22 protein-coding genes and 1 pseudogene are annotated in these 24,163 nt (G+C 72.1%); 15 read left to right on the top strand and 8 right to left on the bottom strand.

Features of this window, described 5'->3' with window-relative positions; genetic code table 11:
- Positions 1-44 precede the first annotated feature (44 nt).
- Both ABT025_RS06905 and ABT025_RS06900 read left to right on the top strand, forming a co-directional pair.
- Complete coding sequence (locus ABT025_RS06905) at positions 45-446, top strand: VOC family protein (RefSeq protein ID WP_350990680.1); 402 nt, start codon at positions 45-47, stop codon at positions 444-446.
- 158 nt (positions 447-604) lie between these two features.
- Positions 605-910, top strand: a pseudogene (locus ABT025_RS06900) (mycothiol transferase); the annotation flags it as partial.
- Here ABT025_RS06900 and ABT025_RS06895 read toward each other — a convergent pair.
- Positions 853-1,962 carry a ferritin-like domain-containing protein gene (locus ABT025_RS06895; protein WP_350990678.1) on the bottom strand — a complete coding sequence of 370 codons (1,110 nt, stop codon included), beginning with the start codon at positions 1,960-1,962 and terminating at the stop codon, positions 853-855. The pseudogene ABT025_RS06900 and the gene ABT025_RS06895 sit on opposite strands and share 58 nt — an antisense overlap.
- 178 nt (positions 1,963-2,140) lie before the next feature.
- Between ABT025_RS06895 and ABT025_RS06890 the strand changes: the two genes are divergently transcribed.
- From ABT025_RS06890 to ABT025_RS06870, 5 genes are all read left to right on the top strand, one after another.
- Positions 2,141-3,076 carry an AurF N-oxygenase family protein gene (locus tag ABT025_RS06890; RefSeq protein WP_350990676.1) on the top strand — a complete coding sequence of 312 codons (936 nt, stop codon included), beginning with the start codon at positions 2,141-2,143 and terminating at the stop codon, positions 3,074-3,076.
- 53 nt (positions 3,077-3,129) lie between these two features.
- The gene (locus ABT025_RS06885; protein ID WP_350990674.1) at positions 3,130-3,882 is read left to right on the top strand and encodes a TetR/AcrR family transcriptional regulator; all 753 of its coding nucleotides are present in this window, start codon (positions 3,130-3,132) and stop codon (positions 3,880-3,882) included.
- Positions 3,883-3,899: 17 nt separating this feature from the next.
- The gene (locus ABT025_RS06880) at positions 3,900-4,166 is read left to right on the top strand and encodes a DUF8847 domain-containing protein (protein ID WP_350990672.1); all 267 of its coding nucleotides are present in this window, start codon (positions 3,900-3,902) and stop codon (positions 4,164-4,166) included.
- A gap of 86 nt (positions 4,167-4,252) precedes the next feature.
- The gene (locus ABT025_RS06875) at positions 4,253-7,024 is read left to right on the top strand and encodes an outer membrane protein assembly factor BamB family protein (protein ID WP_350990670.1); all 2,772 of its coding nucleotides are present in this window, start codon (positions 4,253-4,255) and stop codon (positions 7,022-7,024) included.
- A 168-nt stretch (positions 7,025-7,192) separates the two neighbouring features.
- Entirely contained in the window at positions 7,193-8,389 is a 1,197-nt protein-coding gene (locus tag ABT025_RS06870) for a C40 family peptidase (RefSeq protein ID WP_350990669.1), read from the top strand.
- A 117-nt stretch (positions 8,390-8,506) separates the two neighbouring features.
- Here the strand turns inward: ABT025_RS06870 and ABT025_RS06865 are convergent, their stop codons facing one another.
- The 5 genes from ABT025_RS06865 to ABT025_RS06845 form a co-directional block, all read right to left on the bottom strand.
- The gene (locus ABT025_RS06865) at positions 8,507-9,748 is read right to left on the bottom strand and encodes a styrene monooxygenase/indole monooxygenase family protein (RefSeq protein WP_350990667.1); all 1,242 of its coding nucleotides are present in this window, start codon (positions 9,746-9,748) and stop codon (positions 8,507-8,509) included.
- Between the two features lie 197 nt (positions 9,749-9,945).
- Positions 9,946-10,596: a GTP-binding protein gene (locus ABT025_RS06860; RefSeq protein WP_350990665.1), complete on the bottom strand. Its 651-nt coding sequence runs from the start codon at positions 10,594-10,596 to the stop codon at positions 9,946-9,948.
- A complete protein-coding gene (locus tag ABT025_RS06855) occupies positions 10,577-10,990 on the bottom strand; it encodes a DUF742 domain-containing protein (RefSeq protein WP_350990661.1) in 414 nt (137 codons plus the stop codon). The genes ABT025_RS06860 and ABT025_RS06855 overlap by 20 nt, the downstream gene beginning before the upstream one ends.
- On the bottom strand, positions 10,987-11,466 hold the full coding sequence (locus tag ABT025_RS06850; protein WP_350990659.1) for a roadblock/LC7 domain-containing protein: 480 nt from the start codon (positions 11,464-11,466) through the stop codon (positions 10,987-10,989). Before ABT025_RS06850 ends, ABT025_RS06855 begins: the two co-directional genes overlap by 4 nt.
- Positions 11,463-14,507, bottom strand: coding sequence for a sensor histidine kinase (locus ABT025_RS06845; RefSeq protein ID WP_350990855.1), 3,045 nt, complete (start codon positions 14,505-14,507; stop codon positions 11,463-11,465). The genes ABT025_RS06850 and ABT025_RS06845 overlap by 4 nt, the downstream gene beginning before the upstream one ends.
- On the opposite strand from ABT025_RS06845, the gene ABT025_RS06840 reads away from it, so the two are divergent.
- A complete protein-coding gene (locus ABT025_RS06840) occupies positions 14,422-14,598 on the top strand; it encodes a hypothetical protein (protein ID WP_350990872.1) in 177 nt (58 codons plus the stop codon). The two genes, ABT025_RS06845 and ABT025_RS06840, sit on opposite strands and share 86 nt — an antisense overlap.
- Before the next feature lie 273 nt (positions 14,599-14,871).
- Positions 14,872-15,657 carry a protein phosphatase 2C domain-containing protein gene (locus tag ABT025_RS06835; RefSeq protein WP_350990657.1) on the top strand — a complete coding sequence of 262 codons (786 nt, stop codon included), beginning with the start codon at positions 14,872-14,874 and terminating at the stop codon, positions 15,655-15,657.
- Between the two features lie 86 nt (positions 15,658-15,743).
- Here the strand turns inward: ABT025_RS06835 and ABT025_RS06830 are convergent, their stop codons facing one another.
- On the bottom strand, positions 15,744-16,241 hold the full coding sequence (locus ABT025_RS06830) for a MarR family winged helix-turn-helix transcriptional regulator (RefSeq protein ID WP_502971895.1): 498 nt from the start codon (positions 16,239-16,241) through the stop codon (positions 15,744-15,746).
- Positions 16,242-16,465: 224 nt separating this feature from the next.
- On the opposite strand from ABT025_RS06830, the gene ABT025_RS06825 reads away from it, so the two are divergent.
- Positions 16,466-17,311 carry a lysozyme gene (locus tag ABT025_RS06825; protein ID WP_350990653.1) on the top strand — a complete coding sequence of 282 codons (846 nt, stop codon included), beginning with the start codon at positions 16,466-16,468 and terminating at the stop codon, positions 17,309-17,311.
- Positions 17,312-17,610: 299 nt separating this feature from the next.
- Positions 17,611-18,291 carry a polysaccharide deacetylase family protein gene (locus tag ABT025_RS06820; protein ID WP_350990853.1) on the top strand — a complete coding sequence of 227 codons (681 nt, stop codon included), beginning with the start codon at positions 17,611-17,613 and terminating at the stop codon, positions 18,289-18,291.
- A gap of 104 nt (positions 18,292-18,395) precedes the next feature.
- Here ABT025_RS06820 and lon read toward each other — a convergent pair whose 3' ends face one another.
- Positions 18,396-20,816, bottom strand: coding sequence for an endopeptidase La (gene lon, locus ABT025_RS06815; RefSeq protein ID WP_350990651.1), 2,421 nt, complete (start codon positions 20,814-20,816; stop codon positions 18,396-18,398).
- Positions 20,817-21,081: 265 nt separating this feature from the next.
- Between lon and ABT025_RS06810 the strand changes: the two genes are divergently transcribed.
- From ABT025_RS06810 to ABT025_RS06795, 4 genes are read left to right on the top strand one after another with little or no spacing between them, the layout of a single operon-like run.
- On the top strand, positions 21,082-21,660 hold the full coding sequence (locus ABT025_RS06810; protein ID WP_350990649.1) for an isochorismatase family protein: 579 nt from the start codon (positions 21,082-21,084) through the stop codon (positions 21,658-21,660).
- A 56-nt stretch (positions 21,661-21,716) separates the two neighbouring features.
- On the top strand, positions 21,717-22,526 hold the full coding sequence (locus ABT025_RS06805; RefSeq protein WP_350990648.1) for a nucleotidyltransferase domain-containing protein: 810 nt from the start codon (positions 21,717-21,719) through the stop codon (positions 22,524-22,526).
- A 58-nt stretch (positions 22,527-22,584) separates the two neighbouring features.
- Complete coding sequence (locus ABT025_RS06800; protein ID WP_350990646.1) at positions 22,585-23,187, top strand: RNA polymerase sigma factor; 603 nt, start codon at positions 22,585-22,587, stop codon at positions 23,185-23,187.
- The gene (locus ABT025_RS06795) at positions 23,184-24,158 is read left to right on the top strand and encodes a hypothetical protein (protein WP_350990644.1); all 975 of its coding nucleotides are present in this window, start codon (positions 23,184-23,186) and stop codon (positions 24,156-24,158) included. The genes ABT025_RS06800 and ABT025_RS06795 overlap by 4 nt, the downstream gene beginning before the upstream one ends.
- The last annotated feature ends 5 nt before the right edge of the window (positions 24,159-24,163 follow it).

The raw sequence follows: 24,163 nt of genomic DNA, 5'->3' as shown, positions 1-24,163 counted from the left end.
CAACCCCCTGTACAGAGCAGGACAGTTCGTAGATCGTTGCTGCCGTGACAGACACGAACGGCCCGAAGGACTGGCCGGGCAGCATCAGCGCACTCACCCTGTTCACCGAGGATCTGGCGGAGACCAAGCGGTTCTACCGGGAGGTCTTCGGACTGGCGGTGACCTACGAGGACGACGACTCGGCGGTCTTCACCTTCGGCAACACCCTCATCAATCTGCTGCGGGCCACCGCCGCGCACGGGCTGATCTCACCGGCGGGCGTCGCCGGCCCGGACACCGGGGCCCGGATGCAGCTCACGCTCCCCGTGGACGACGTGGATGCCATGTGCAAGGTGCCGGCCGACCGCGGTGTGACGCTGCTCAACGGGCCGGTGGACCGGCCCTGGGGCATCCGGACCGCCGGCTTCCGCGACCCGGGCGGCCACATCTGGGAGATCGCACGATGACGACGAGCGACGCCGGGGCCGGGGCCGTAGGCTCGGACGGGGCTGCCACCGGCGGCGGGGCCTCGGGCGGGGGCGCAACGGAAGCCGGAGCCTCGGGCCGGGCCGCGACCGGGGGCGAGGCCGCGGCCGACGCGGGAACGACGGCCGCCGACGCCGAGATCCGCGCCCTCCTGTCGTCCCTGCACGGGCAGCGCCGCCATGTCCTCGGCATCCTCGAAGGGCTCGACGCCGAGGCGCTGCGGCTGCCCGTGCTGCCGTCAGGATGGAACTGCCTGGGGCTCGTCCAGCACCTGGCGCTCGACGTCGAACGGTTCTGGTTCCGCGCCGTGTTCACGGGCGACGCGTCCGTGATCGCGGCCCGACGGGGTCCACCAGTCCGCCCCGCCCACACTCGGCCCGACGGGGCCTACCGGCCCGCCCCGCCCTCCGCTATCGCCTCCGCGACCTCCGCCACCCGCGCCTGCTCCTCGGCCTCGAAGCGCTCCCGGTCCAGTTGTTCGGCGATCTCCTCGTCCTGGGCCATCAGCAGGTCCAGGTTCGAGTCGCCGAGGTCGAAGACGCCCATGTCGACGTACGCCTTCTGGAGGCGCTCGCCCCACAGCCCGATGTCCTTCACACACGGGACGATGCGGCTGAACAGCAGCTTGCGGAAGAGCTGGAGGAACTCCGAGTGCTCGGAGAGGTCCTTCGCCTCCTGCTTGGCGATGCCGAAGTTCTCCAGCACCTCGACCCCGCTGAGCCGGTCGCGCATCAGATAGCAGCCCTCGATGACGAACTCCTCGCGTTCACGCAGTTCGGCATCGCTCAGCTGCTTGTAGTAGTCGCGCAGCGCCATCCGGCCGAAGGCGACATGGCGGGCCTCGTCCTGCATGACGTACGTGAGGATCTGCTTGGGCAGCGGCTGAGTCGTGGTGTCGCGGATCATGCCGAACGCGGCCAGGGCCAGGCCCTCGATGAGGACCTGCATGCCGAGGTAGGGCATGTCCCAGCGCGAGTCGCGCAGGGTGTCGCCCAGCAGCCCCTGGAGGTTGTCGTTGATCGGGTACAGCATTCCGATCTTCTCGTGCAGGAACCGGCCGTAGACCTCCGCGTGCCGGGCCTCGTCCATGGTCTGGGTGGCGGAGTAGAACTTGGCGTCCAGGTCGGGGACCGACTCCACGATCCGGGCCGCGCAGACCATCGCGCCCTGCTCACCGTGGAGGAACTGGCTGAACTGCCAAGAGGTGTAGTGCTTGCGCAGCTCGCCCCGGTCCTTCTCGGTCATCTTCGCCCAGTGCGGAGTGCCGTACAGGGTGAGTGCCTCGTCGGGGGTGCCCAGCGGGTCGGCGGGGTCGACCTCGATGCTCCAGTCGATGCGCTTGTTGCCGTCCCACTGCTTGTCCTTGCCCTTCTGGTACAGGGCGAGGAGACGCTCACGGCCGTCGTCGTAGTCCCAGCTGAACCGGGCGGCACCCGAGGCGGGCACCGCCCACAGCGGCTGTTCGGGGGCGGTGGTGTAGAGGTCGTGTGTCGACACGGACGGCTCCTTCGCCTCGCATTGCTCCGGTAAGTCACCTGAACCCTGGCTCAGTTGGCAGGTTCACACGTTGGTAGACGCCGGGTCAACAAGTCGTGCGCAAGGGATTGACGGCCTTGCTGACAGGCAGTCTCATAATGAGTGACCGTCGGTAACCCATGGGAGAGGTGCGCCAGCCATGACGACCGTGACCGAACACGATGTGCAGTTGCTCCGCGACGCACTCGGCCCCCTCCGCGACCGCGAGCAGATCGCCGAACGGCTCCTGGAGGCCTCCGCCAAGCACTCCTTCGACCCGGACAAGGAGCTCGACTGGGACGCGGCGGTCGAGGACGGCAAGTGGTTCTGGCCGCCCGAGCTGATCTCCCTCTACGACACCCCGATGTGGAGGAGGATGTCGCAGGAGCAGCGCCAGGAGCTGGCCCGGCACGAGGCCGCCTCGCTCGCCTCCCTCGGCATCTGGTTCGAGATCATCCTCATGCAGCTGCTGGTCCGCCACATCTACGACAAGCCGGTGGTCAGCAACCACGTCCGTTACGCACTCACCGAGATAGCCGACGAGTGCAGGCACTCGATGATGTTCGGCCGGATGATCACCTGGGGCGGGGCGCCCTGTTACCCGGTCCCCCGCCGGTACCACAACCTCGCCCGGGTGCTGAAGACCGTCTCGACGACGCCCGGTTCGTTCGCGGCGACGCTGCTCGGCGAGGAGATCCTCGACTGGATGCAGCGGCTGACCTTCCCCGACGAGCGCGTCCAGACCCTGGTGCGCGGGGTGACCCGCATCCATGTGGTCGAGGAGGCACGGCACGTCCGGTACGCCCGTGAGGAGTTGCGCCGCCAGATGGTGACGGCCCCGCGCTGGGAGCGCGAGCTGACCCGGGTGAGCTGCGGGGAGGCGGCCCGCGTCTTCTCCGTCTGCTTCGTCAACCCGCAGGTGTACGAGAACGTCGGCCTGGACCGCCAGGAGGCCGTGGCCCAGGTGAGGGCCAGCGGTCACCGGGCGGAGGTCATGCAGTCCGGTGCCAAGCGGCTGACGGACTTCTTCGACGACATCGGGGTCCTCAACGGGGTGGGACGCAGGCTGTGGAAGAGCTCGGGCCTGCTGGCCTGATCCGGCCGCCCGACCCCGGTCCGCCGGGAACGGCAGGCCTTAGGCTGCCTGGTATGACCCCTGCCGCAGCCGCGTCGCCGACCCGTGCGTACCGAAGGCTCAGCGTCGAGGAGCGGCGCACCCAGCTCCTCGGTGCGGCGCTCACCCTGTTCGCGCACCGGGCCCCCGACGAGGTCTCGCTCGACGAGGTCGCGACGGTGGCCGGGGTGTCGCGCCCCCTGGTCTACCGCTACTTCCCCGGTGGGCGGCAGCAGTTGTACGAGGCGGCGCTGAGGTCCGCCTCGGAGGAACTGATCCTGTGCTTCGCCGAACCGGCCGTGGGCCCGCCCACGGAGCGGGTGACGCGGGTCCTCGACCGCTACCTCGCCTTCGTCGACGAGCACGACGCCGGCTTCAGCGCACTGCTGCGCGGCGGCAGCGTCGTCGAGACGTCCCGCACGAGCACGATCGTCGACGAGGTACGGAGGGCTGCGGCCGACCAGATACTCCTTCACCTGGGCCGGGGCGCGGGCAGCGAACCCGGGCCGCGGCTGCGGATGATGGTGCGCACCTGGATCGCGGCCGTGGAGGCGGCCTCGCTGATCTGGCTGGACGAGGAGAAGCAGCCGGCCGCGTCCGAGCTGCGCGACTGGCTCGTCGACCAGTTCATCGGCCTCCTCGCAGTCACGGCCGCCACGGACCCGGGAACGGCTGCCGCGGTGGCCGAACTGCTGCCGCTGGAGACCGCGGCGGGACCGGCCGGGCGGCTGGCGGACCGGCTGATCCCGGTGGTCGGCGAGGCGGCGCACCTGCTGCCGCCCGGCTGATCAGTCAGACTGGGGCGGTGAGAAGTGAGAACACGCCCTTCACCGGCGGACCGCTGGACGGGCGCGTCCTGCCCGTCCTCGTCGGCGCGACCGGCCACCCGCCCAAGTGGTACGAGGTCCCGGTCCCGGACGCCGACGGCGGACCGGCCACGGTGTACGCGTACCGCAGGGTCCCGGCAGGACACACCAGACGGCTGGGGATCCAGCGGGGCTGGGTGTACGAGTACGCACCCGGCGGCCGCGAGCGCCACAGCCCCAAGTGGCCCTGGTCAAAGCCCGGGTGACACATTTGGGGCGGAATGGGGCCGGGGCTTCCGGTCGGTCTAAGATCGACGGTCTGGTCCGAAGGACGGTCACAAGGGGGTGCGCCATGGAGGCGCTGCGTCAGGACGATCCACGCCGCTTCGGCCCGTACACCGTGCTGGTGCGGTTCCGTGAGACGGCCGCCGCGGTGCAGTACCTCGCGTACGGCTCGGCTCCGGAGGACCTCGTCGTGATCACCGCGGCCAGACCGGAACTGGCCGCGCTGCCCGCCTTCCGGCGGCGGTTCCAGGCCGAGACGCGCACCGCCGACCGGCTGGCCGGCGGCTGGGTGGAGGCGCGGCTCGACACCCCTGACGACGGGTCCGAGGACGACGACCGGCTGTGGACCGCGTCGGCGTACGTGCCGGCGCTGACGCTCGCCGAGGCGATCGACATCGCCGGGCCCCTCCCCGAGCGCGCCGTCCGGATACTGGGCGCGGGCATCGCCGAGACGCTCTCCCGGGTCCATGCGACGGGGGCCGTGCTGCAGGGCCTCGCCCCCAGGACGGTGCTCCTGGCCGAGGACGGGCCGCGGCTCACCGCGTTCGGCCCGCTGGGCGCGGCGGCCGACGCGGAGGCGCGCCCGGGCGGCCAGCTCTCCGTACGGCTCGGGTATCTGACCCCGGAACAGGTCGCGGGCCAGGAGGCCGGACCGGCCTCCGATCTCTTCGTGCTCGGCCTGCTGCTCGCGTACGCGGCGACGGGAAGCACCCCACTGGCGGACGGCCCTGCCGCCGAGGCCGCCGACCGGATCGCGCACACGGACCCCCAGCTGGACGCCGTGCCGGAGGAGTTGCGGGACCTGGTCGCACGCTGCCTGGCGAAGGACCCGGCCGACCGTCCGACCTCGGGTGCGGTGGCCGCGGAGCTGGCGCTGGAGGGCGCGGCCGGACTGGCCAAGGGCGGCTGGCTGCCCGCACCGCTGACGGCTGCCGTGGCCACACAGGGCGCCCGGGTGAGGAAGCTGGAAGCCGGGCCGCCCGCCGCCGGCGAGGCGGGTGCCACGGCGACACAGGCCCCGGATGTACGGGACGCCATCCCCGCCGCGGCCGACGACACGCCCGCCGCGGCGCCCACCCCCGACATCCAGGACGCGGTGCCCACCCCGGACGTCCGGAACGCGGCGCCCGCCCCCGACATCCAGGACGCCGTCCCGTCCCCCGCCACCGAGAGCACGGCGCAGGCCCCCACGCCTCCGCCCGCCCTGCTCCCGGCCGCCCCGCTTCCGCCCGGCCCGCTCCCGCCCGGCCCGCTCGTGCCCGCCCCGCTCCCGCCCGGCCCGCTCGTGCCCGCCCCGCTCCCGCCCGGCCGCGACACCCGGACCGCGCAGCTCGGGGTCATCGACCCCCAGGCCCCGCGGCCGGACCGCGTGACCACTCAGCTCTCCCTGCCGCAAGAGCTGCCCGGACACCCTGCGGCCATCCCCGCCGCCCCCATGACCCCGCACGCACTGCCCGCCCCCGGACCTGCGGCACCCTTCCCCTCCGCCACTCCCCCGGCCGCCGCGAAGCCCGTCGGCGTCGACCGCCGGACCCTGCTGATCGGGGCCGCCGCCGGAGCCGCCGGCCTCCTCGCCGGGGGCGGCGGAGTGCTCGCGCTCGGGTCCGGTGACGACACCGAGCCCACGGACGACGCGAAGCCGGCACCGAGCGCCAGTCGGCCGGTCGTCGCCGGGCTGCCTCCGCGGCCGCGCTGGATCTACACCCACCCGGCGGCCGAACCGGCCCCCCTCACCGCCGCCCTCTGGAACGAACGGCTGCTGGTACTGACCGACGAGACCCACGCGTCCGCCGTCGACCTGACCACCGGACGCCGGGTCTGGGAGAGCCCCGACGCCGCCAAGGGCCAGGCCGCCCTGCCGGCTGGCAAGGAGTTCTGCTTCGTCGCCGGGCCGTCCGAGTTCCTGTGGCTGTCCGCGAAGGACGGCCGGGTGGCCCACCGGGTGGCGTACGCCGACGGGTTCGAGGACGCTCCGCACCTGTCGGCGCCGGCCATCGTCGGCTCCTCCGGTCCGAACCTCTGGTTCACCGGCTCGCACGAGGTGACCGTGAAGGCCCCCAAGCCCAAGAAGGGCAAGAAGCGCGGCAAGGACAAGAAGGTCGTCACGTCGTATCTGTTCGGGTACGACATCGAGCAGCGCAAGGAGCTGTGGCGGACCCCCGTGGCCACCGGCCGCGGCCCGGCCGCGCCCGTTTACCACCTCACGGCGATCCGGTCCGACGCCGTCGTCGTACGCCAGGACCCGCTGACGCTCACCCCCGCCGAGGTGAAGGCCGCCAAGGGCAAGGCCCGCTTCCGCAGCTTCGACCGGAAGACCGGGAAGCTCCAGTGGACCAAGGCCTTCGGCACCGTGGCCCCCGACGCGGCCGCCACGGGAGACGCGGACGGGGTGCTGTACGCGGCGGTCGGCGACGATCTGCGGGCGTTCGAGACGCCCGGCGGCAAGCCGAAGTGGACGCTCAACGGCACGCCGGAGTCCGTCTTCGGGGCCTCGGCCGAGGCAGGCGCCCTGCTGCACACCACCAACCGGAACCAGGAAGTGGGCGTGGTCGACCGGGAGACCGGGAAGCTGCGCTGGCGGCGGTCCACGGAGGCGGTGGCCGACGGATCGGCTCCCGCGGTCGCGGTCAGCGGCTCCGGTGGCACGCTGCTCGCGGCGGGCCCCGGGCAGGTCACCGCGTTCGCGGCGGCCGACGGGCGGCGGCTCTGGAAGTTCCAGGACATCGGGTCCCAGGACCCGAAGGGGGCGAAGGTCACCACCTCGTACCAGGTTCTGGCCTACGCAAAGACCGCTGTCGTCCGGCGCGACCGGGTGGTCTACGCGTTCCCGGTCGACTGACCGGGCCGGCGGGCGGTCCCACGGGGCCTCCTCGCCGCCTTCCGGGGGAATCGGCCCGCCGCCACGCCCGGAGGTCCTTGCATCACCTGACGGCGAGTGAGCGTATGGAGGAATTGCGCTCACTCATGGGGTAGTCGCACGATTCACCCCGTTTCCGGAGGTGGTGTCGTGTCGGGCAAGCTCCTGCGATCCCTCGGCACGGCGGCGCTCGCCGCCGTCGTCGTGACCGCGCCGGCCGCGGCCGTCGCGGCCCCCTCGCCGAGCCCCTCGCCGAGCCCTTCGCCGGGTCCCGATGACCCCGCCGCCGCGGCCGCCGGCCCCGAAGCGGCGCCGGGCGGCGTCACCGGGCTGTTGAACGAACTCCGGCGGCTGTACCAGCAGACCGAGGAGGCCACCGAGGCCTACAACGGAACAGCGGCCGAGCTGAAGAAGCGGACCGCGGAGGCGAAGAAGCTGGACTCCGCGCTCGTCACCGCCCGGCTCTCGCTGTCCCGCAGCCGCGATGCCGCCGGGCGGCTGGCCCGTGAGCAGTACCAGGGCCGCTCGGACCTCTCCGCGTACCTGCGCCTGTTGCTGATGCGCGACCCCGAGTACGCCCTGGATCAGGGCCAGGTCGTCCAGCGGCTGGCCGCCGGGCGGGTGGCGACCATGCAGCGGCTGGACGGCGCCGAGAAGCGTGCCGCCGAGCTGGCGAAGCAGTCCCGGAAGGTGCTGGACGCACAACAGGTCCTGACAGCACGGAAGAAGAAGGACCGCGACACGGTCCGGTCGCGGCTGAAACAGGTCGAGGCTCTGCTCGCCACGCTCTCCACGGACCAGCTCGCCGCGCTCTCCCGACTCGAACAGGACAGCACGGACAAGGCCCAGGACGCCCTGGTCGCCTCCGGCGCGCTGTCCTCCTTCCGCCCGGCGACCGCAGAGGGTGGCGAAGCGGTCCGGTACGCGATCGAGCAGATCGGCAAGCCGTACGTGTGGGGTGCGGAGGGGCCGGCCTCGTTCGACTGCTCCGGACTCACCTCACAGGCCTGGGCGAGCGCCGGACGCACCATTCCCCGGACCTCGCAGGAGCAGTGGCAGCAGCTGAGGAAGGTACAGCTGAACGCCCTGCGCCCCGGCGATCTGGTGATCTACTTCCCGAAGGCGACGCACGTGGCCCTGTACATCGGCAACGGTCTGGTGGTGCAGGCGCCGCGACCCGGCTCCCTGGTCAAGGTCTCCCCGGTGGCGTCGAACCCACTGCTGGGCGCTGTCCGGCCCGACCCGGAGAGTGCGCCGCTGGCCACCTACGAGCCGCCGGAGCTTCCCGAGGGGGCCTCCCAGGGCTCCGACGAGGGGTACGGCGCCACCTCGGCGCCCACCGAATAGTGCCCGGCGGGTAGGGCCCGCCGAGTAGTGCCCGCCCCCGACGCGTCGGCCGGGCCGGGCGTGCCGGAGATCCGACGGTGCCCGGCCCGGCCGGTGCGTTCAGGGGGTGCGGGACGCTCAGGCGGCGGGACCCGCGAACGAAGCCAGGTACGCGTTCGTCTTCTCGGGCTCGAAGAAGAAGTTTTCGAAGTCCGCCGGGTTGTTGAACCCGTTGGCGAAGCGGTCGGCGACGGGCTGGAGCTGGCCGGCGGCACCGATCAGGTTCAGCACGTGCTCCGGGGGGACGCCGAGCATCGCGTTCGTCCACTTCGTGGCGTGCTGGGCGGTCTCCCAGTAGCGGTCGAACGTGGACTGCATCCACGCCGCGTCGAACTCCCCGTCGCCGTGCTCGATGATCGAGTCCAGGTAGGCGTTCGCACACTTGGAGGCGGAGTTGGAACCCTGACCGGTGATCGGGTCGTTGGCGACGACCACGTCGGCCACGCCGAGCACCAGACCGCCGCCGGGGAGCCGGCCGATCGGCTTGCGGACGGTCGGGGCGTAACGGCCCGCCAGGGTGCCGTTGGCGTCGGTCAGTTCGACCTTGGTGGCGCGCGCGTACTCCCACGGCACGTACTTCTCCATGAGCTCCAGCGTCTTGGCGAGGTGCTCCGAGGGGTCCTTGATGCCCTGGAAGGCGTCGAGCGGCCCGCCCGGGATGCCCTCCAGGAACAGGATGTCGGCGCGGCCCGACGTGGTCAGGGTCGGCATCACGAAGAGCTCGCCGACGCCCGGGACCAGGTTGCAGCGGACCGCGTCGAAGTCGGGGTGCTCGGGGCGCGGGCCCATGCCGTGGACGTACGCGACGGCCAGGGCTCGCTGCGGGGCGTCGAACGGCGAACGGGACGCGTCCCGACCGAACATGGAGACCAGCTCGCCCTTGCCGGCCGAGACCATCACCAGGTCGTAGGTGCGGGAGAAGTAGTCCAGGTCCGAGACGGCCGCGCCGTGGATGACGAGCTGTCCGCCGCGCTGGGCGAAGGTGTCCATCCAGCCGGCCATCTTCACGCGCTGGTCCACGGACTGGGCGAAGCCGTCCAGCTTGCCGACCCAGTCGATGGCACGCGAGGAGTCGGGCGCGGCGACCGAGACGCCGAGACCCTCGATGCGCGGAGCCTGGGACTCCCAGAAGTTGAGCTGGTAGTCGCGCTCGTGCTGAAGCGCCGTGTGGAACATGCACTGCGTCGACATGACCCGGCCGGAGCGGATCTCGTCGGCCGTGCGGTTGGACATGAGGGTGACTTCGTAGCCTCTGGACTGCAGTCCGAGGGCGAGCTGGAGTCCGGACTGACCGGCTCCGACTATGAGTATCTTCCGCATCGCGGTCTCTCCGTTGTGTGTAGCTAGGGCCTGGCGTCAGGCTGCCGTCGTCGCCCGAAGGTCGGCCGCGCGGCATCCGGCGCGTGCGATCGCAAGGCGCCGGAATGTACTCGCAGCTGAGCCACCAGTGCGGTCCGGCAGCGCCGCGAGCGTGCGTGCCGGACTCCGCGCGGCAGGCGGCAGTCTGACGCCAGGTCCTAGGCCGGGGTGACGTCGAGAGCGTGGCCCACCAGGGCCAGCAGCGACTCGACGACGGTGATCCTGTTACGCGCGTCCATGATCACAACAGGCACGTGCGGAGGGACGGTCAGGGCCTCCCGGACATCCTCGGCCTCGAACCCGGGTGTTCCCTCGAAGTGGTTGACGGCCACGATGTACGGCAGCCCGCAGCTCTCGAAGTAGTCGAGCGCGGGGAAGCAGTCGGCGAGCCGGCGGGTGTCGGCCATCACGACCGCGCCGATCGCGCCGCGCACCAGGTCGTCCCACATGAACCAGAAGCGCTGCTGGCCCGGTGTGCCGAAGACGTACAGCACCAGGTCGTCGTCGAGCGTGAGGCGGCCGAAGTCCATGGCGACGGTCGTGGTGACCTTGTCGGGCGTCGCACTGAGGTCGTCGGTCTCCTCACTTGCCTGGGTCATCATCGCTTCGGTCTTCAGCGGGGTGATCTCGGAGACCGAGCCCACGAAGGTGGTCTTGCCCACGCCGAAGCCGCCCGCGACCACTATCTTCGTGGCGATCGGGGCCCTGGTGTGATCGAGCTGCCAGGCCTGCAGCGATTCTTCGGCCTGGTCCCTGGGCCCCGGCTGGCGCGGGGCGAACAGCGGCGACTCAGAGACGACGGAGTCCATTGAGCACCCTTTCGAGCAGTGCGCGGTCGGGCTGGCCGGTGCCGTGACCGGTTCCGTACACGCGGATCTTTCCCTGGTCGGCCAAGTCGCTGAGCAGCACCCTGACCACGCCGAGCGGCATCTTCAGCAGAGCGGAGATCTCCGCGACGGTACGCATCCGGCGGCAGATCTCGACGATGGCCTGGAGCTCGGGCATGACGCGCGAGGCCAGGTTTCCGTTGGTCAGTTCGCGGCGCTCGTCGGGGGCTTCGAGCGCGGCGACGAAGGTCTCGACGAGCAGCACGTGGCCGAAGCGGGTACGGCCGCCGGTGAGCGAGTACGGGCGCACCCGCGCGGGCCGTTTGTCGGCTCCGCGCACGGGGAGCCTGCGGGCGGGTTCAGCAGCGGGGGTCACTGGGCGCTCTCCATCGATTTGCGCAGCTCACTGCGGAGTTCGGGGGTGAGTACGTGTCCGGCACGGCCGACGAACAGCGCCATGTGGTAGGCGATGACGCCCATGTCGCAGTCGGGTGTGGCGTGCACACCGAGCAGCGAGCCGTCGCTGATCGACATGACGAAGACACTGCCTTCGTCCATGGCGACCATGGTCTGCTTGACGCCACCGCCGTCCATCAGCTTCGCGGCGCCGACGGTGAGGCTGCCGATGCCGGAGACGATGGTCGCCAGATCGGCGCTGGAGCCGCGGGGGCCGTCCTGTCGGCCGGTCACCTGGGCGTTCTGGTGTCCGGGATCGGAGGACAGCAGCATGAGTCCGTCGGACGAGACGACGGTGACCGAGTGGACCCCTGGCACCTCCTCCACCAGATTGCTCAGCAACCAGTGAAGGTTCCGGGCCTCGGTACTCAGCCCGAATGTGATGGGCGCAGTCAACTGCGTGCCTCCTCGACTGTGTCCCCCGTCTCCCCGGTTCGGCCATCGGTACGGCCTGCCGGCTCAGTGTGCTCGGTACGTGTGGTGCCTCCGGCCGGGGCCGTGGCCTCGGCGATCTCCGCCTCGACGTCCCGGCGGCCGTTCTTCGCGCCCTGGTGGAAGCCGCCGAGCCGGCGGCGCAGGGCCTCCTTGTCCACGCTGCCCGTGCGCTCGGGTGCGGGGGCAGCCGCGGGCTTGACGACCTTGGGGGTGCGCTTGGGCAGCCCCTTGTCGGTGATCCGCTCGGGCTCGGGGTGACGCGGCCCCGGCAGCGCGTCGGCCACGGGGGTCGGGGCGGGGGTCGCGACGGGCTCGGGGGTCGCGACGGGCTCGGGGGTCGCGACGGGCTCGGGGGCCGGGGCGGGCTCGGGGGCCGGGGCGGGCTCGGGGGCCGGGGGGCTGAGCTCCGGGCCGGGCGGCTGCTGCGTGCCCTCGTCGGCGGTGCGCTCGTGGCGATCGGGGCCGATGGCGTACGGGCCGGCGGCGGACGCGGGCTCCGAGCCGTCATCGAGGGCGGGGGCGTGCGTGAACTCGGGCACGTCCTCGAACTCGGGCACCCGCGGGAGCCTGACCTGCATCGTGGTCTCGGCCTCGGACTCCGCGGGCAGCACGGGCTCCGGGTCCGGGGTGGGCTGCGCCGCCTGCGCGGCCTCGGGCTCTTGGGCGACCGGGGGTGCGTGGTCGGGGGCGGCGAGGGCCCCGGCCTCCGGGCCGGGCGCGGGAACGGCTGCCGGGCCCGCCTCGGCGATGGTCTGCTCTGCGGCCGCGATCAGCGGGTCTCCGGGCAGCGCGAGGGTGCGGCGCGGCAGGGCGTTGGAGTTTGCCTCGGCGACCGACCCGGGGAGGTTCAGCGTGGGCGCGTCGCCGAGGGGCGTGACCGGCGGCGGGGTCGCGGCCGGGGGCGCCTTCGGAAGCAGCGCCTGGGGCAGCACGACGACCGCGGTCACCCCGTTGCCCTTCTGCTCGCGCAGCTGGACCCGTACGCCGTGGCGCGCGGCCAGCAGCGAGGTCACCTGGAGACCGAGGCCGGCCCCGTCGGCACTCTGCTCCCCCGCCTCGAAGAGCGAAGGGTCACCGAGGCGGGTGTTGAGCTCGCCCATCCGTACGGACGACATGCCGATGCCCTCGTCCTGCACGGAGAGCATCACCTCACCGGTCTCCAGCAGCCAGCCGGAGAGCTGGACATGGGAGTCGGGCGGGGAGAACGAGGTGGCGTTCTCCAGGAGTTCGGCGACGAGGTGGCTGAGGTCGTCGGCGGCGAACCCGGCGATCTGGGCGTGCGGCGGCAGGGACTGGATGGTGACCCGCTCGTACCGCTCGATCTCGCTGACGGCGGCGCGCAACACGTCGACCAGCGGGATCGGCCCCGCGTGCCCGTGGCCGTGCTCGGCGCCCGCGAGGACCAGCATGTTCTCGCTGTGGCGGCGCATGACGGTGGCCATGTGGTCGAGCTTGAACAGCGTGCTCAGCCGCTCCGGGTCCTGCTCGCGCTCCTCCAGGGACTCGATGACGCCGAGCTGGCGCTCCACGAGACCGAGGGTCCGCAGCGACAGGTTCACGAAGGTGTGGTGGACGGTGTTCTTGAGCTTCTCCAGCTGGGCCGCCAGATCGGCGGTGTGGACCTGGAGTTCGGCGCGCTGGAGGGTGAGGGCCTCGCGGCCGGCGATCAGTTCGCCGCGCTCGCTCTCCAGCTTCTCGAACCGCCCGTTGAAGTCGTGGAGCAGTCCGTGCAGCCGGCCGTGCAGGGCGTTGATGGACCGGACGACCTGTGCGAACTCGTCGTTGCGGCCGGTGTAGCGCACCGGTTCGGCCGTCTCGGGTTCCGCGGCGAGGCGGCCGGCGCCGATCCGCAGGACGGCGAGCGGCTGGGTGAGGGTGCGGGCGACGGCGGTGGAGACACCGACGGCGATGAGCAGACAGCCACCGAGCAGCGCGATCCGCAGTTCGAGCGCGGTGACGTCGTCGTCGCGCAGCTGTCCCAGCCGCTGCACCTGGGCGGTGCCGAGGGCGGACTCGACGCCGCGCATCCGGTCGATCCGGGCGGAGAGTGCCGCCTGGAGCTTCTTGCTGCTGACCTTCTGGTCGGCCTCGGAGAGCTCGGGGCGGTCGGTGAGTCCGGCGAGGTACTTCTCCGCGCTGTTGACCTCGGGGCCGGTGACGGTGGTGGCCAGCTTGTCGCGGGCGGTGGCACCGGCGGCCTGGTCGAAGTCGGCGAGGGCGGAGAGTTCGCCGACCCGGTACTGCTGGGCGGCGCCGCTCAGCTCGTCACGGGTGCGGTCCTCCTTGGTCTCGCCCTCGTCCTGGGTCTGGACGGGCAGGCCGGTGAAGGGGTCGATCTGCGGGGCGGCCGGTTCCTTGCGGGGAACGGCCAGCGCGGCGAGCAGCAGCCCGCGGGTGGCGGAGGCCTGTTCGGTGGCCCGGCCGAGCGCGAGCGGGGCGCGGACCGCCTCGGCGGCGCGCGGCGGGGTCCTGTCCGCGAGCTCGTCGGAGAGGTCGTGGAGCTTGGAGATGACCTCGGTGTACGCCTGGTGGGCCTCCAGCGCGGTGCCCTTGCCGCCGATGGCGTCACGGCGCAGCGAGGGGATGGTGGAGAGGTCCCGGCGCAGAACGGCGGAGGCCGCGTCCCGGATCTCGTCCACCTGCTGGTCGACACGGGCGCTGCGGCTTCCCGCGGCACCGCTCGTCGAGCCCAGCTTGCCCTCCCGGCCGCCCGCGATGAAAGCGGTGACCTCGTCGCGCTCGTCGGCGAGGGAGTGCGCGAGCGCGATGGCCTGCTGGTTCAGCTCCGCGAGGGTGACCAGCCGCTGCGACTCGGTCAGGTCGGAGGAAGCACTCAGGCACGCCGGCGCTCCCGCGGCTATGACAGTGATCCCGACGACCGCGACGCCTGCGACGAGCCGGCTGCGGACGCGCACGGTGCGTCCGCTCTCAGCCGGCGCCGAAGGCGCCACCTCGGAACTGCTGTGCTTGCTGCCCTTGCTCCGAGGCCGCTTCTTCTGCACCGGTGCTCGCAATCTCGACTCGTCCGCCCTTGAAGCAGAGGTGACGCTCGGTCACGTGAACGAGCGCCCCGACCCCTGGTACGGCTTCTGACCATTCCAGTGCATTTGAGAAGGGGGCGCGCATCAACCGCTCCGCCACTCGAACGAGTGAACATCACTCCCGAGTTGGCGAACAAGTCTCCCCCCGGGCCCCCGACGGCACACCTGGACGTTCGGCTGGATCTTCGGGGCAGGCTTTGGCAGGATGCCCGCCCGCACACTTCCCGGAGCGATTCCTTCCGCTCCACCCGCCTGTCTGACCTGCTGGTACGGGCCAATCCCCGGTCCGTGCAGGCTCCGTGAAGGCATCGTGCAGACTGACTGGATGCGCATCGAACTCGCCACCGCCGCCGGCCTCGCCGGACGTCCGAACGAGGACTGGGCAGCCACGGTCCTCCCCGCCTCCGGCCAGGGTGGGGGGCTCGTGCTGCTCGACGGGGTGACACCGCCGCGAGGTGACACCGGTTGTGCGCACTCGGTTCCCTGGTTCACGGCCCGACTGGGCGGCGCCCTGGTCGAACTGTCCGGTTCGCGGCGGGATCTGACCCTGCGGGAGGTCCTCGCGGAGTCCATCCGGCGCACCGCCGACGCACACCGTTCCCGGTGTGACCTTTCTCACGTGCGTACGCCACAGGCGACTGTGGTGGTGGCGCGTTGGGACGAGACGGAGATCGAGCACCTGGTGCTGTCCGACTCGGTACTGCTGTTCGAGTCGCCCGACGGCACCGTCCGCGCCCTGCTGGACGACCGCCTCGACCGGCTCCCGCCGGGCTCCCTCGCCTCCGAGGCGATCGCCGACGCACAGGTGCGGAACAAGGAGGGCGGCTTCTTCACCGCGGCCGCCGACCCTGCCGTGGCGGACCGGGCGGTCACCGGGCGGACGCCGCGCGCCGGGGTGCGGGCGCTCGCCGCGATGACGGACGGGGCGAGCCGCTGGACGGAGATGTTCGGCGAGGGCGACTGGGCCGCCTGCCTCGGGGTGCTCCACAAGGAGGGCCCCCAGGGGCTGATCGACCGGGTCCGGACCCTGGAGGACGCGGACACCGACCGTACGCACCTGCGGCGGAGCAAACTGCACGACGACGCGACGGCGGTCTACGCACAACTGTGAACCGCCCGCGCACGCCCGGCGCGCGACGGCCCGCCCGCGCGGGGCCCCCGGGCCGCGCGCCGGCCGGTCCGCGGCCCGACGGCCGCTCAGTCCTCGGCGCGGGCGTTCAGCTGGTGCAGCAGCCGGGCCAGCTCGGCCACCTCGGCACGGTCCCAGTCGGCGAGCTTGCGCACATAGCGGTCGCGACGCGCGTCCCTGACGCTGCGGAAGCGGTCGAGGCCCTCGTCCGTGAGGTGGACGAGGAAGGCCCGCCCGTCCGCCGGGTCGGGCTCGCGCGCCACCAGTCCGAGGGCTTCCAGGGCCCGCAGTTGCCGGCTCATGGTGGCCTTGCCGACGCCGAAGTACGAGGCGAGGTCGGTGGCCCGCTGACGGCCGGCCGATTCAAGCCGTACGAAGAGCCCGTAGGCCGCCGCCTCCAGTTCGGGGTGCACCTCGCGGGCCATCTCCCCGGAGTTGGCCCGGGCGCGGCGCAGGAACACCGCCAACTCCAGCTCCAGGGCGAGGAACTCGTGGTCCACACCACTTCCTCCGGTTGCGCCGGGTTCACTCCCGCTTTCGCTCCCGTGCACGTCAACACCCCTCATGAGCTTTCCCGCCACTGAAAGTTTCTTTCGCCGCCGGTCATCGCCGCAGCTCCACCAGTATTTCGCAGGAGTAGACCAACGGCACCGCCCAGGCCCTCTTCCGCGACCCGGGTCTACGTGCGTAGCGTCATGCATGGCATGTTCACACCATGGCATGCCACCAGGGGTGCGTCCGCCGCGCCCCGGGTCAGCAGATCCCCCCACCGAGGCCTCGGAGGCACGCAATGCCCGTGCACAGATCCGGCTCCAAGACAGTCCGTCGCTCGCGCTTCGCAGCGGCGGGAACTCTGCTCGCAGCTCTCTCCCTCCTCGTCGCCCTGCCCGGCGCCGCAGGCGCCGCCCCCACCGCCGGAGATCCCACGAAGCCCGCCCGGGGCACGGCCACGATGGGCATGGGTGTCGTCGCGCACGACGGCCAGGGCGGACTGCCCACCACTCGCGCGGTCCAGACCGAAGGCGTGGACGTGAGCGGCCACCAGAACGCCGTGGCCTGGTCGACGCTCTGGAACAGCGGAGTCAAGTGGGCCTACGTCAAGGCCTCGGAGGGCACGTACTACACGAACGAGGACTTCGCCCAGCAGTACAACGGCTCGTACAACGTCGGGATGATCCGCGGCTCGTACCACTTCGCCACTCCGGACACCACGAGTGGCGCCGTCCAGGCCAACTACTTCGTGGACCACGGCGGCGGCTGGTCCAAGGACGGCAGGACGCTGCCGGGCGTGCTCGACATCGAGTGGAACCCGTACGGCGCGCAGTGCTACGGCAAGACCGCGGCCGGAATGGTCTCCTGGATCCGTGACTTCGTGAACACCTACAAGGCGCGCACCGGACGCGACGCGGTCATCTACACCGCGACCAGCTGGTGGCAGGCCTGCACCGGCAACAACGCCGGCTTCGCCACGACGAACCCGCTCTGGGTGGCCCGCTACAACACCACGGTCGGCGAACTCCCGGCCGGCTGGGGCTTCTACACGATCTGGCAGTACACCTCGTCCGGCCCGACAGTGGGCGACCACAACCACTTCAACGGCGCCCTCGACCGCGTACAGGCGCTGGCGAACGGCTAGGCACTTCGCCGCCGGCAGCCGCCCGGCAGCCCTTTCCCCCGCAGAGCCCGGTGACGCACCCCGTCGCCGGGCTCTGTGCCGTCCACCGCTCCGACCAGGCGTGACGCCCTCCCGGTAGCCCCACCCTCCCCCTATACATGCCGTGTATACGCGATGTGTATAGTCCTTGCAGGTCGCATGTAAGTGCGACATAAGCAACGAGGGAGTGACCTGCCTTGCCCAATAGGACGAAGTCGATCGGTACGGGGTTGGCCGTCGCTCTTGTGACGGCGCTCACGCTGACGCTGAGCGGCTGCTCGATGGAGACCACGGCCCCCGGGTCCGCCCGCAGCGACGCGGGGTCGGACGCGAAGGGCTCGTTCGGCCCGGTGGACTGCCGCAAGGCCAAGTGCATCGCGCTCACCTTCGACGCGGGCCCGGCCGAGGACACCCCCCACCTGCTGGACATCCTCAAGAAGGAGAAGGTCCACGCGACCTTCTTCCTGCTGGGCAAGAACCATGTGAAGAAGCACCCCGACACCGTCCGCCGCATCGCGGCGGAGGGACACGAGGTGGCCAACCACACCTGGTCGCACGAGATCCTGACGGACAAGAAGCCCACGGAGATACGCGCCGAGCTGGAGAAGACGCAGGACGCGATCGAGGAGATCACCGGCAAGAAGCCGCGGCTGATGCGCCCGCCGCAGGGCCGCACCGACGACACGGTCTCCGGGATCAGCAAGGACCTCGGCCTGTCGCAGATCCTGTGGAACGCCACCGCCAAGGACTACTCGACGACCGACTCCGCGCTCATCAAGAAGCGGATACTCGACCAGGCGACCAAGGACGGCATCATCCTGCTGCACGACATCTACAAGGGTTCGGTGCCCGCGGTGCCCGGCATCATCGACGAGCTGAAGAAGCGCGGCTACACCTTCGTGACGGTGCCCGAGCTGATGGCACCCGCCGAGCCGGTGCCGGGGACCATCTACCGCCCCTGATCCGGCTCCCCCGCTCACGCGGAACGGCCCGCCTCCCCGCGAAGGGAGAACGGGCCGCCCGTACCGGCCGTGTCCGTGATGCCACGTCCGTCACGCCGTGACCTTCACGCCGCGGCCGGGATCCTCCGCTCCGCCGGGGCCGTGGCCGGGGCGAGGGCGATCTCCAGTACCTGGCGGACGTCGGTGACCGGGTGGACCTCCAGTGTGTCCAGCACCTCCGCGGGGACGTCGTCCAGGTCGGGCTCGTTGCGCTTCGGGATCACCACGGTGGTGATGCCGGCCCGGTGCGCGGCGAGCAGCTTCTGCTTCAGGCCGCCGATCGGCAGGACCCTCCCGGTCAGCGAGACCTCACCGGTCATCGCCACGTCGGTGCGGACCAGCCGTCCGGAGAGCAACGAGGCCAGCGCCGTCGTCATCGTGATGCCGGCACTCGGACCGTCCTTCGGCACCGCACCCGCCGGGAAGTGGATGTGCGCACCGCGGTCCTTCAGGTCCGCGACCGGCAGTTCCAGCTCCGCGCCGTGCGAGCGCAGGAAGCTCAGCGCGATCTGGGCGGACTCCTTCATGACGTCGCCGAGCTGACCGGTCAGGGTCAGTCCGGACGCCCCGGTCTCCGGGTCGGCTAGCGACGCCTCCACGAAGAGGACGTCACCGCCCGCCCCGGTCACGGCGAGTCCGGTGGCCACGCCCGGCACCGCGGTGCGGCGCTCGGCCGGGTCCTGGGCGGACTCGGGGACGTGGTGCGGCCGGCCGATGAGACCGCGCAGGTCTTCGTCGGTCACCGTGAACGGCAGTTCGCGGTCGCCGAGCTCGTGCTGGGCCGCGACCTTGCGCAGCAGCCGGGCGACGGCCCGCTCCAGGTTCCGGACCCCGGCCTCCCTCGTGTACTCGCCGGCCAGCTTGCGCAGCGCCGACTCGTCGAGGGTGACCTCGGCCTTCTCCAGACCGGCCCGCTCCAGCTGGCGCGGGAGCAGGTGGTCGCGGGCGATGACGACCTTCTCGTCCTCGGTGTAGCCGTCGAGCCTGACCAGCTCCATCCGGTCGAGCAGCGCCTCAGGGATGGAATCCAGAACGTTGGCCGTGGCCAGGAAGACGACATCGCTGAGGTCGAGTTCGACCTCCAGGTAGTGGTCGCGGAAGGTGTGGTTCTGCGCCGGGTCGAGCACTTCGAGGAGGGCTGCGGCAGGGTCGCCCCGGAAGTCGGAGCCGACCTTGTCGATCTCGTCGAGCAGGACGACCGGGTTCATCGAACCGGCCTCCTTGATGGCGCGCACGATGCGGCCCGGGAGCGCGCCGACGTACGTACGCCGGTGGCCCCGGATCTCCGCCTCGTCCCGGACACCGCCGAGTGCGACGCGGACGAACTTGCGGCCCATGGCGTGCGCCACGGACTCACCGAGCGAGGTCTTTCCGACCCCGGGAGGCCCGACGAGCGCCAGCACGGCGCCGCCGCGCCGGCCTCCGACCACGCCCAGCCCGCGGTCGGCGCGCCGCTTGCGCACCGCGAGGTACTCGGTGATGCGCTCCTTCACGTCCTGCAGGCCCGCGTGTTCGGCGTCGAGGATCTCCTGGGCGCCCTTGATGTCGTACGCGTCCTCGGTCCGCTCGGTCCACGGCAGTTCGAGGACGGTGTCGAGCCACGTCCTGATCCAGGAACCCTCGGGGCTCTGGTCGGACGAGCGCTCCAGCTTGTCGACCTCCTTGAGCGCGGCCTCGCGGACGTGCTCGGGAAGGTCGGCGGCCTCGACGCGTGCCCGGTAGTCGTCGGACTCGTCCTCCGGGTCGCCGTTGAGTTCGGAGAGCTCCTTGCGTACGGCGTCGAGCTGGCGCCGCAGCAGGAACTCACGCTGCTGCTTGTCGACGCCCTCCTGGACGTCCTTGGCGATCGACTCGGCGACGTCCTGCTCGGCGAGGTGCTCGCCGAGCCACTGGATGGCGAGCTTCAGCCGGGCCACCGGATCGGCGGTCTCCAGCAGCTGCACCTTCTGGGTGGTGGTGAGGAAGGGGGAGTATCCGGAGTTGTCGGCGAGGGCGGAGACGTCCTCGATCTGCTGGACCCGGTCCACGACCTGCCAGGCGCCGCGCTTCTTCAGCCAGCTGGTGGCGAGTGCCTTGTACTCCTTGACCAACTCGGCTGTGGCTCCGGGGAGGGGCTCGGGGACGGAGGCGTCGACCCGGGTCCCTTCCACCCAGAGCGCGGCACCGGGACCGCTGGTCCCGGCCCCGATCCGCACGCGGCCGCGGCCGCGGATGAGCGCGCCCGGGTCGCCGTCCGAGAGCCGTCCGACCTGCTCGACGGTCCCGATGACACCGATCCCGGTGTAGGTCCCGTCGATGCGCGGAACGAGCAGCACCTCGGGCTTGCCGCCGCCCTCGCGGGCTGCGGCCTGCGCGGCTTCCACCGCGGCACGTACATCACTGTCGGACAGGTCCAGAGGTACCACCATGCCGGGCAGCACGACCTCGTCGTCGAGCGGCAGCACAGGCAGGATGAGCGGTGTGACCGCATTGGACTCAGTAGCCATGATCTCCCCTTCGGCAGTCAAGTTGAGCTATGCAGACTCAATGCTCCTGAGCCGCCGAATGTTCCCCGGGCTGTGTTCGCTGTGAGCGATCGCGGTATGACGGTGGCGGCATGCCTTGGGTGCAACGCCGTGCGGGACCGCCGTAGTCCCGCGCCCCGCCGGCCCACGTGCGCGAGGCCGTGGGCGAAGCCGCACCCGAGGTCGTGCGGCACATCGTGCGCGAAATTCCGTGGAGGGTGAGGGTCCGGCCGACCAGGATGGACCCATGACCGATTCCCTCCTTCCTGTGCAGGCCCTGCTCGTCGTGGACGTCCAGAAGGCCGGGGTGACCGGAGAGCGGGCCGTGCCCGGAGCGGCCGGACTCCTGGAGCGGACCGCGGACCTGATCGCGCGGGCACGGCAGAGCGGTGCACTCGTCGTGCACCTCCAGAACGACGGCGCCCCCGGCTCGGGCGACGAGCCCCATGCGCCGGGCTGGGCCCTCCACCTGCCGGTCGAGGCGGGACCCACGGAGTCCGTGATCCGCAAGACCCGGGACGACGGCTTCGCCGGCACGTCGCTGGGCTCCCTGCTGGGCGGAGCTGGCGTCGAGGCGGTCGCCGTCTGCGGCGTGATGTCGGAGATGTGCGTCCAGGCGACGGCCCGCACGGCCCTGGCCCTGGGCTACCGGGTCGTTCTCCCCTACGACGCGCATGCGACGCAGGACATCCCGGCAGCTCCGGGGATCAGCGAGGCGGTCCCGGCCGCCGTGGTCTCCCGGGTCGCCGCATGGGCGGTCAGCGCGGATGCGGACGTCACCACGCCGGCCGCCGACGTGCCGTTCGCGGCGCCGCCGAAGGCGTAGCCGGGTCACGGGGACACGCCGTGGTCAGGGGGGAGCCGGGCGGGCAGAGTACCCGTATGAACGACGACCGAGGGCTGAACCGGGACGGCACGATCGCGCGGGAGGGCTCACTGAGCCGGGTCCAGGAGCGGTTCGCGCCCGTCGTCGCGGCGGCCCGTTCCCGGATCGCCGAGGTCTTCGGTCCCGCCCGGCTGGACAGCGCCTATGTGTACGGCAGCATTCCGCGCGGCACGGCCGTTCCCGGGGTCTCCGATCTCGACCTCCGGCTCGCCCTCCACGACGAGCCCACCGACGCCGACCGCGCCGACGCGAACACGATCGAGACCGCGCCTGACCGCGCATTCCCCCAGATCAACGGTGCCGGGATCCTGCCGGCCAGCAGACGCACCCTGCTGAGCGACCTCGAACGTCACGATGCCGGATTCTTCGTCGCCTGCCTCTGCACCCCGCTGCTCGGCAACGACCTCGCCGGGCAGCTCCCCCGGTACCGCCCCACTTCCCTGCTCGCCCGCGAGACGAACGGCGACCTCGCACTCGTACTCCCGCGCCGGCGCGCCCGAGCCTCCGAAGCCACCACGGACGAGGGACGCAGGACCCTCAGCCGCGTCGTCTCCCGCCGCATCGTCCGCACGGGATTCACCCTGATCACGCCCCTCTGGGGCGGCTGGACCAGCGACCTGGGCGAGTGCGCCGCGCTCTTCGGCCGCTACTGCCCCGAGCGCGCCGGGCAGATGCGTGGGGCCGGGGCCTTGGGCCGCACACCCACGGCCGATCCGGCGGTCCTCACCCCGCTCGTCGACGATCTCGCGCCCTGGCCGGCGGCCGAACACATCGCGGTGCACGGCGAGAAGGCGCCACGCCCCTGACCTCATCCGGACGCGCCGTGCGTGAACCGAGCGGCATCCGGCCGTCGATAGAGGAGGTGTGAGCCACTTGCGCCCCTCGGGGGACGACCGGAACGACGAAGCACTGCTGCGTGCCGTCGCACAGGGGGACACGACCGCGCTGGCCACCCTCTACGACCGGCACGCCGGCTGGCTGCTGGCCCGGCTGAACCGCCGGTGCCCGGACGCCGAGACCGTACGGGAGGTGCTGCAGGACACCTTCGTCACGGCCTGGCGCTCCGCCGGTACGCACCGGGGCGCCGAGGCGGGCGGCTGGCTCTGGGTGATCGCCGCCCGCCGGCTGGTCGACGCGCAGCGGACCCGGGCCAGGACGGAGCGCGTGGCACGGGCCGAGAGCACCGGCGGCACGGAGTGGGCGGCCCCCGTGCCGTCCGCCGAGGACCGGGTCCTGGCCGGTCTGGAGTACGGCGACGTGGGTGCCGCGCTCGACCGGATCTCGCCCGAGCTCCGGGAGGTCCTGCGGGCGACGGTCATCGACGGGCTGACGACCCGGGAGGCCGCCCGGCTGCTCGGCATACCGGAGGGGACGGTCAAGACCCGGGCCATGCGGGCCCGGCGCGAGCTGCGGGCGGCACTGGACCGGCTGGTTGTGGAGAACGGTCCGTTGGGAGGCACGGCATGACGGCCTGGCATGTGGGAGACGAACTGGCCGGGCGGTACGCGGCGGGGACCGCCGCCGAGACCGACGCCTGGTCGCTGGAGAAACACGTCGAGTCGTGCGCGCACTGTGCGGGCCGGGTCTCGGCGGCGGTACGCGGTCGGGGGGCCGCGGCACTGCTGCTGGAGGGGGTGCGCGCGGCGGTACTCGAAGCCGCGGAGACCCAGCCGGTACGGGGGCGGGCACGGGGGTGGGGGCGCTCGTGGGTACGGGGGCGGGCGCGGGGGCGGGCGCGGGGGCGGGTCCGGGCGTGGGGGCGCTCGTGGGGCGGGGGGCGCCCACGGTTGCCTGCGCCGGGGCCCGCCACCCGGATCGGCCGGTTGCTGTGGGCCGCCGGGCCGGCCCTGCGGGGGTCGTGGGCGGCGGCGCTGGTGCTGGTAGCGCTCGGGGCCGTCGCCCTGGCGTACGGGGGCGGGCTCGGCGGCACGGTGCGGCCCCTGCTCCTCGTCGTCGCGCCGGTGCTGCCGCTCGCCGGGGTCGGCGTCTCGTACGGGCGCTCCGCCGACCCGATGCACGAGATCACCGCGACGACTCCGGGCGGCGGGCTGCGGCTGCTGCTGGTCAGGACCGCCGTGGTGCTCGCGGTGACCGTCCCGGTGCTCGCCCTCGCCTGGGCGGTGCTGCCCGCGTCGGCCGACGGACCGGGCGCCCTGGCCTGGCTGCTGCCGGGCGTCGCCATGACGCTGGGGGCGCTGGCGCTCGGCTCGTACGTCGGCTGCCGCACCGGCGCCTCGTCCGTCGCCGCGTGCTGGGCCGCCGCCGTCGTCGTACCGGCATTCAGCACATCACAGCCGAGGCTCGACGAGCCGCTCGCGGCAGCCTCCGGCTACTTCGCGGGGCCCGCCGCCCAGGGCGCCTGGGCGGCCTCGGTGGTGCTCTGCGCCGGCCTGCTGGCGCTGCGCCGCAGATCCTTCGACCACCTGGAGACATCATGAGCGTG

It is taken from the genome of Streptomyces sp. NPDC002809 (genome assembly GCF_040295435.1).
Lineage (GTDB): Bacteria > Actinomycetota > Actinomycetes > Streptomycetales > Streptomycetaceae > Streptomyces.
Note: the sequence above shows the minus strand (reverse complement) of the source record. Positions and strands in the feature narration are given on the sequence as shown.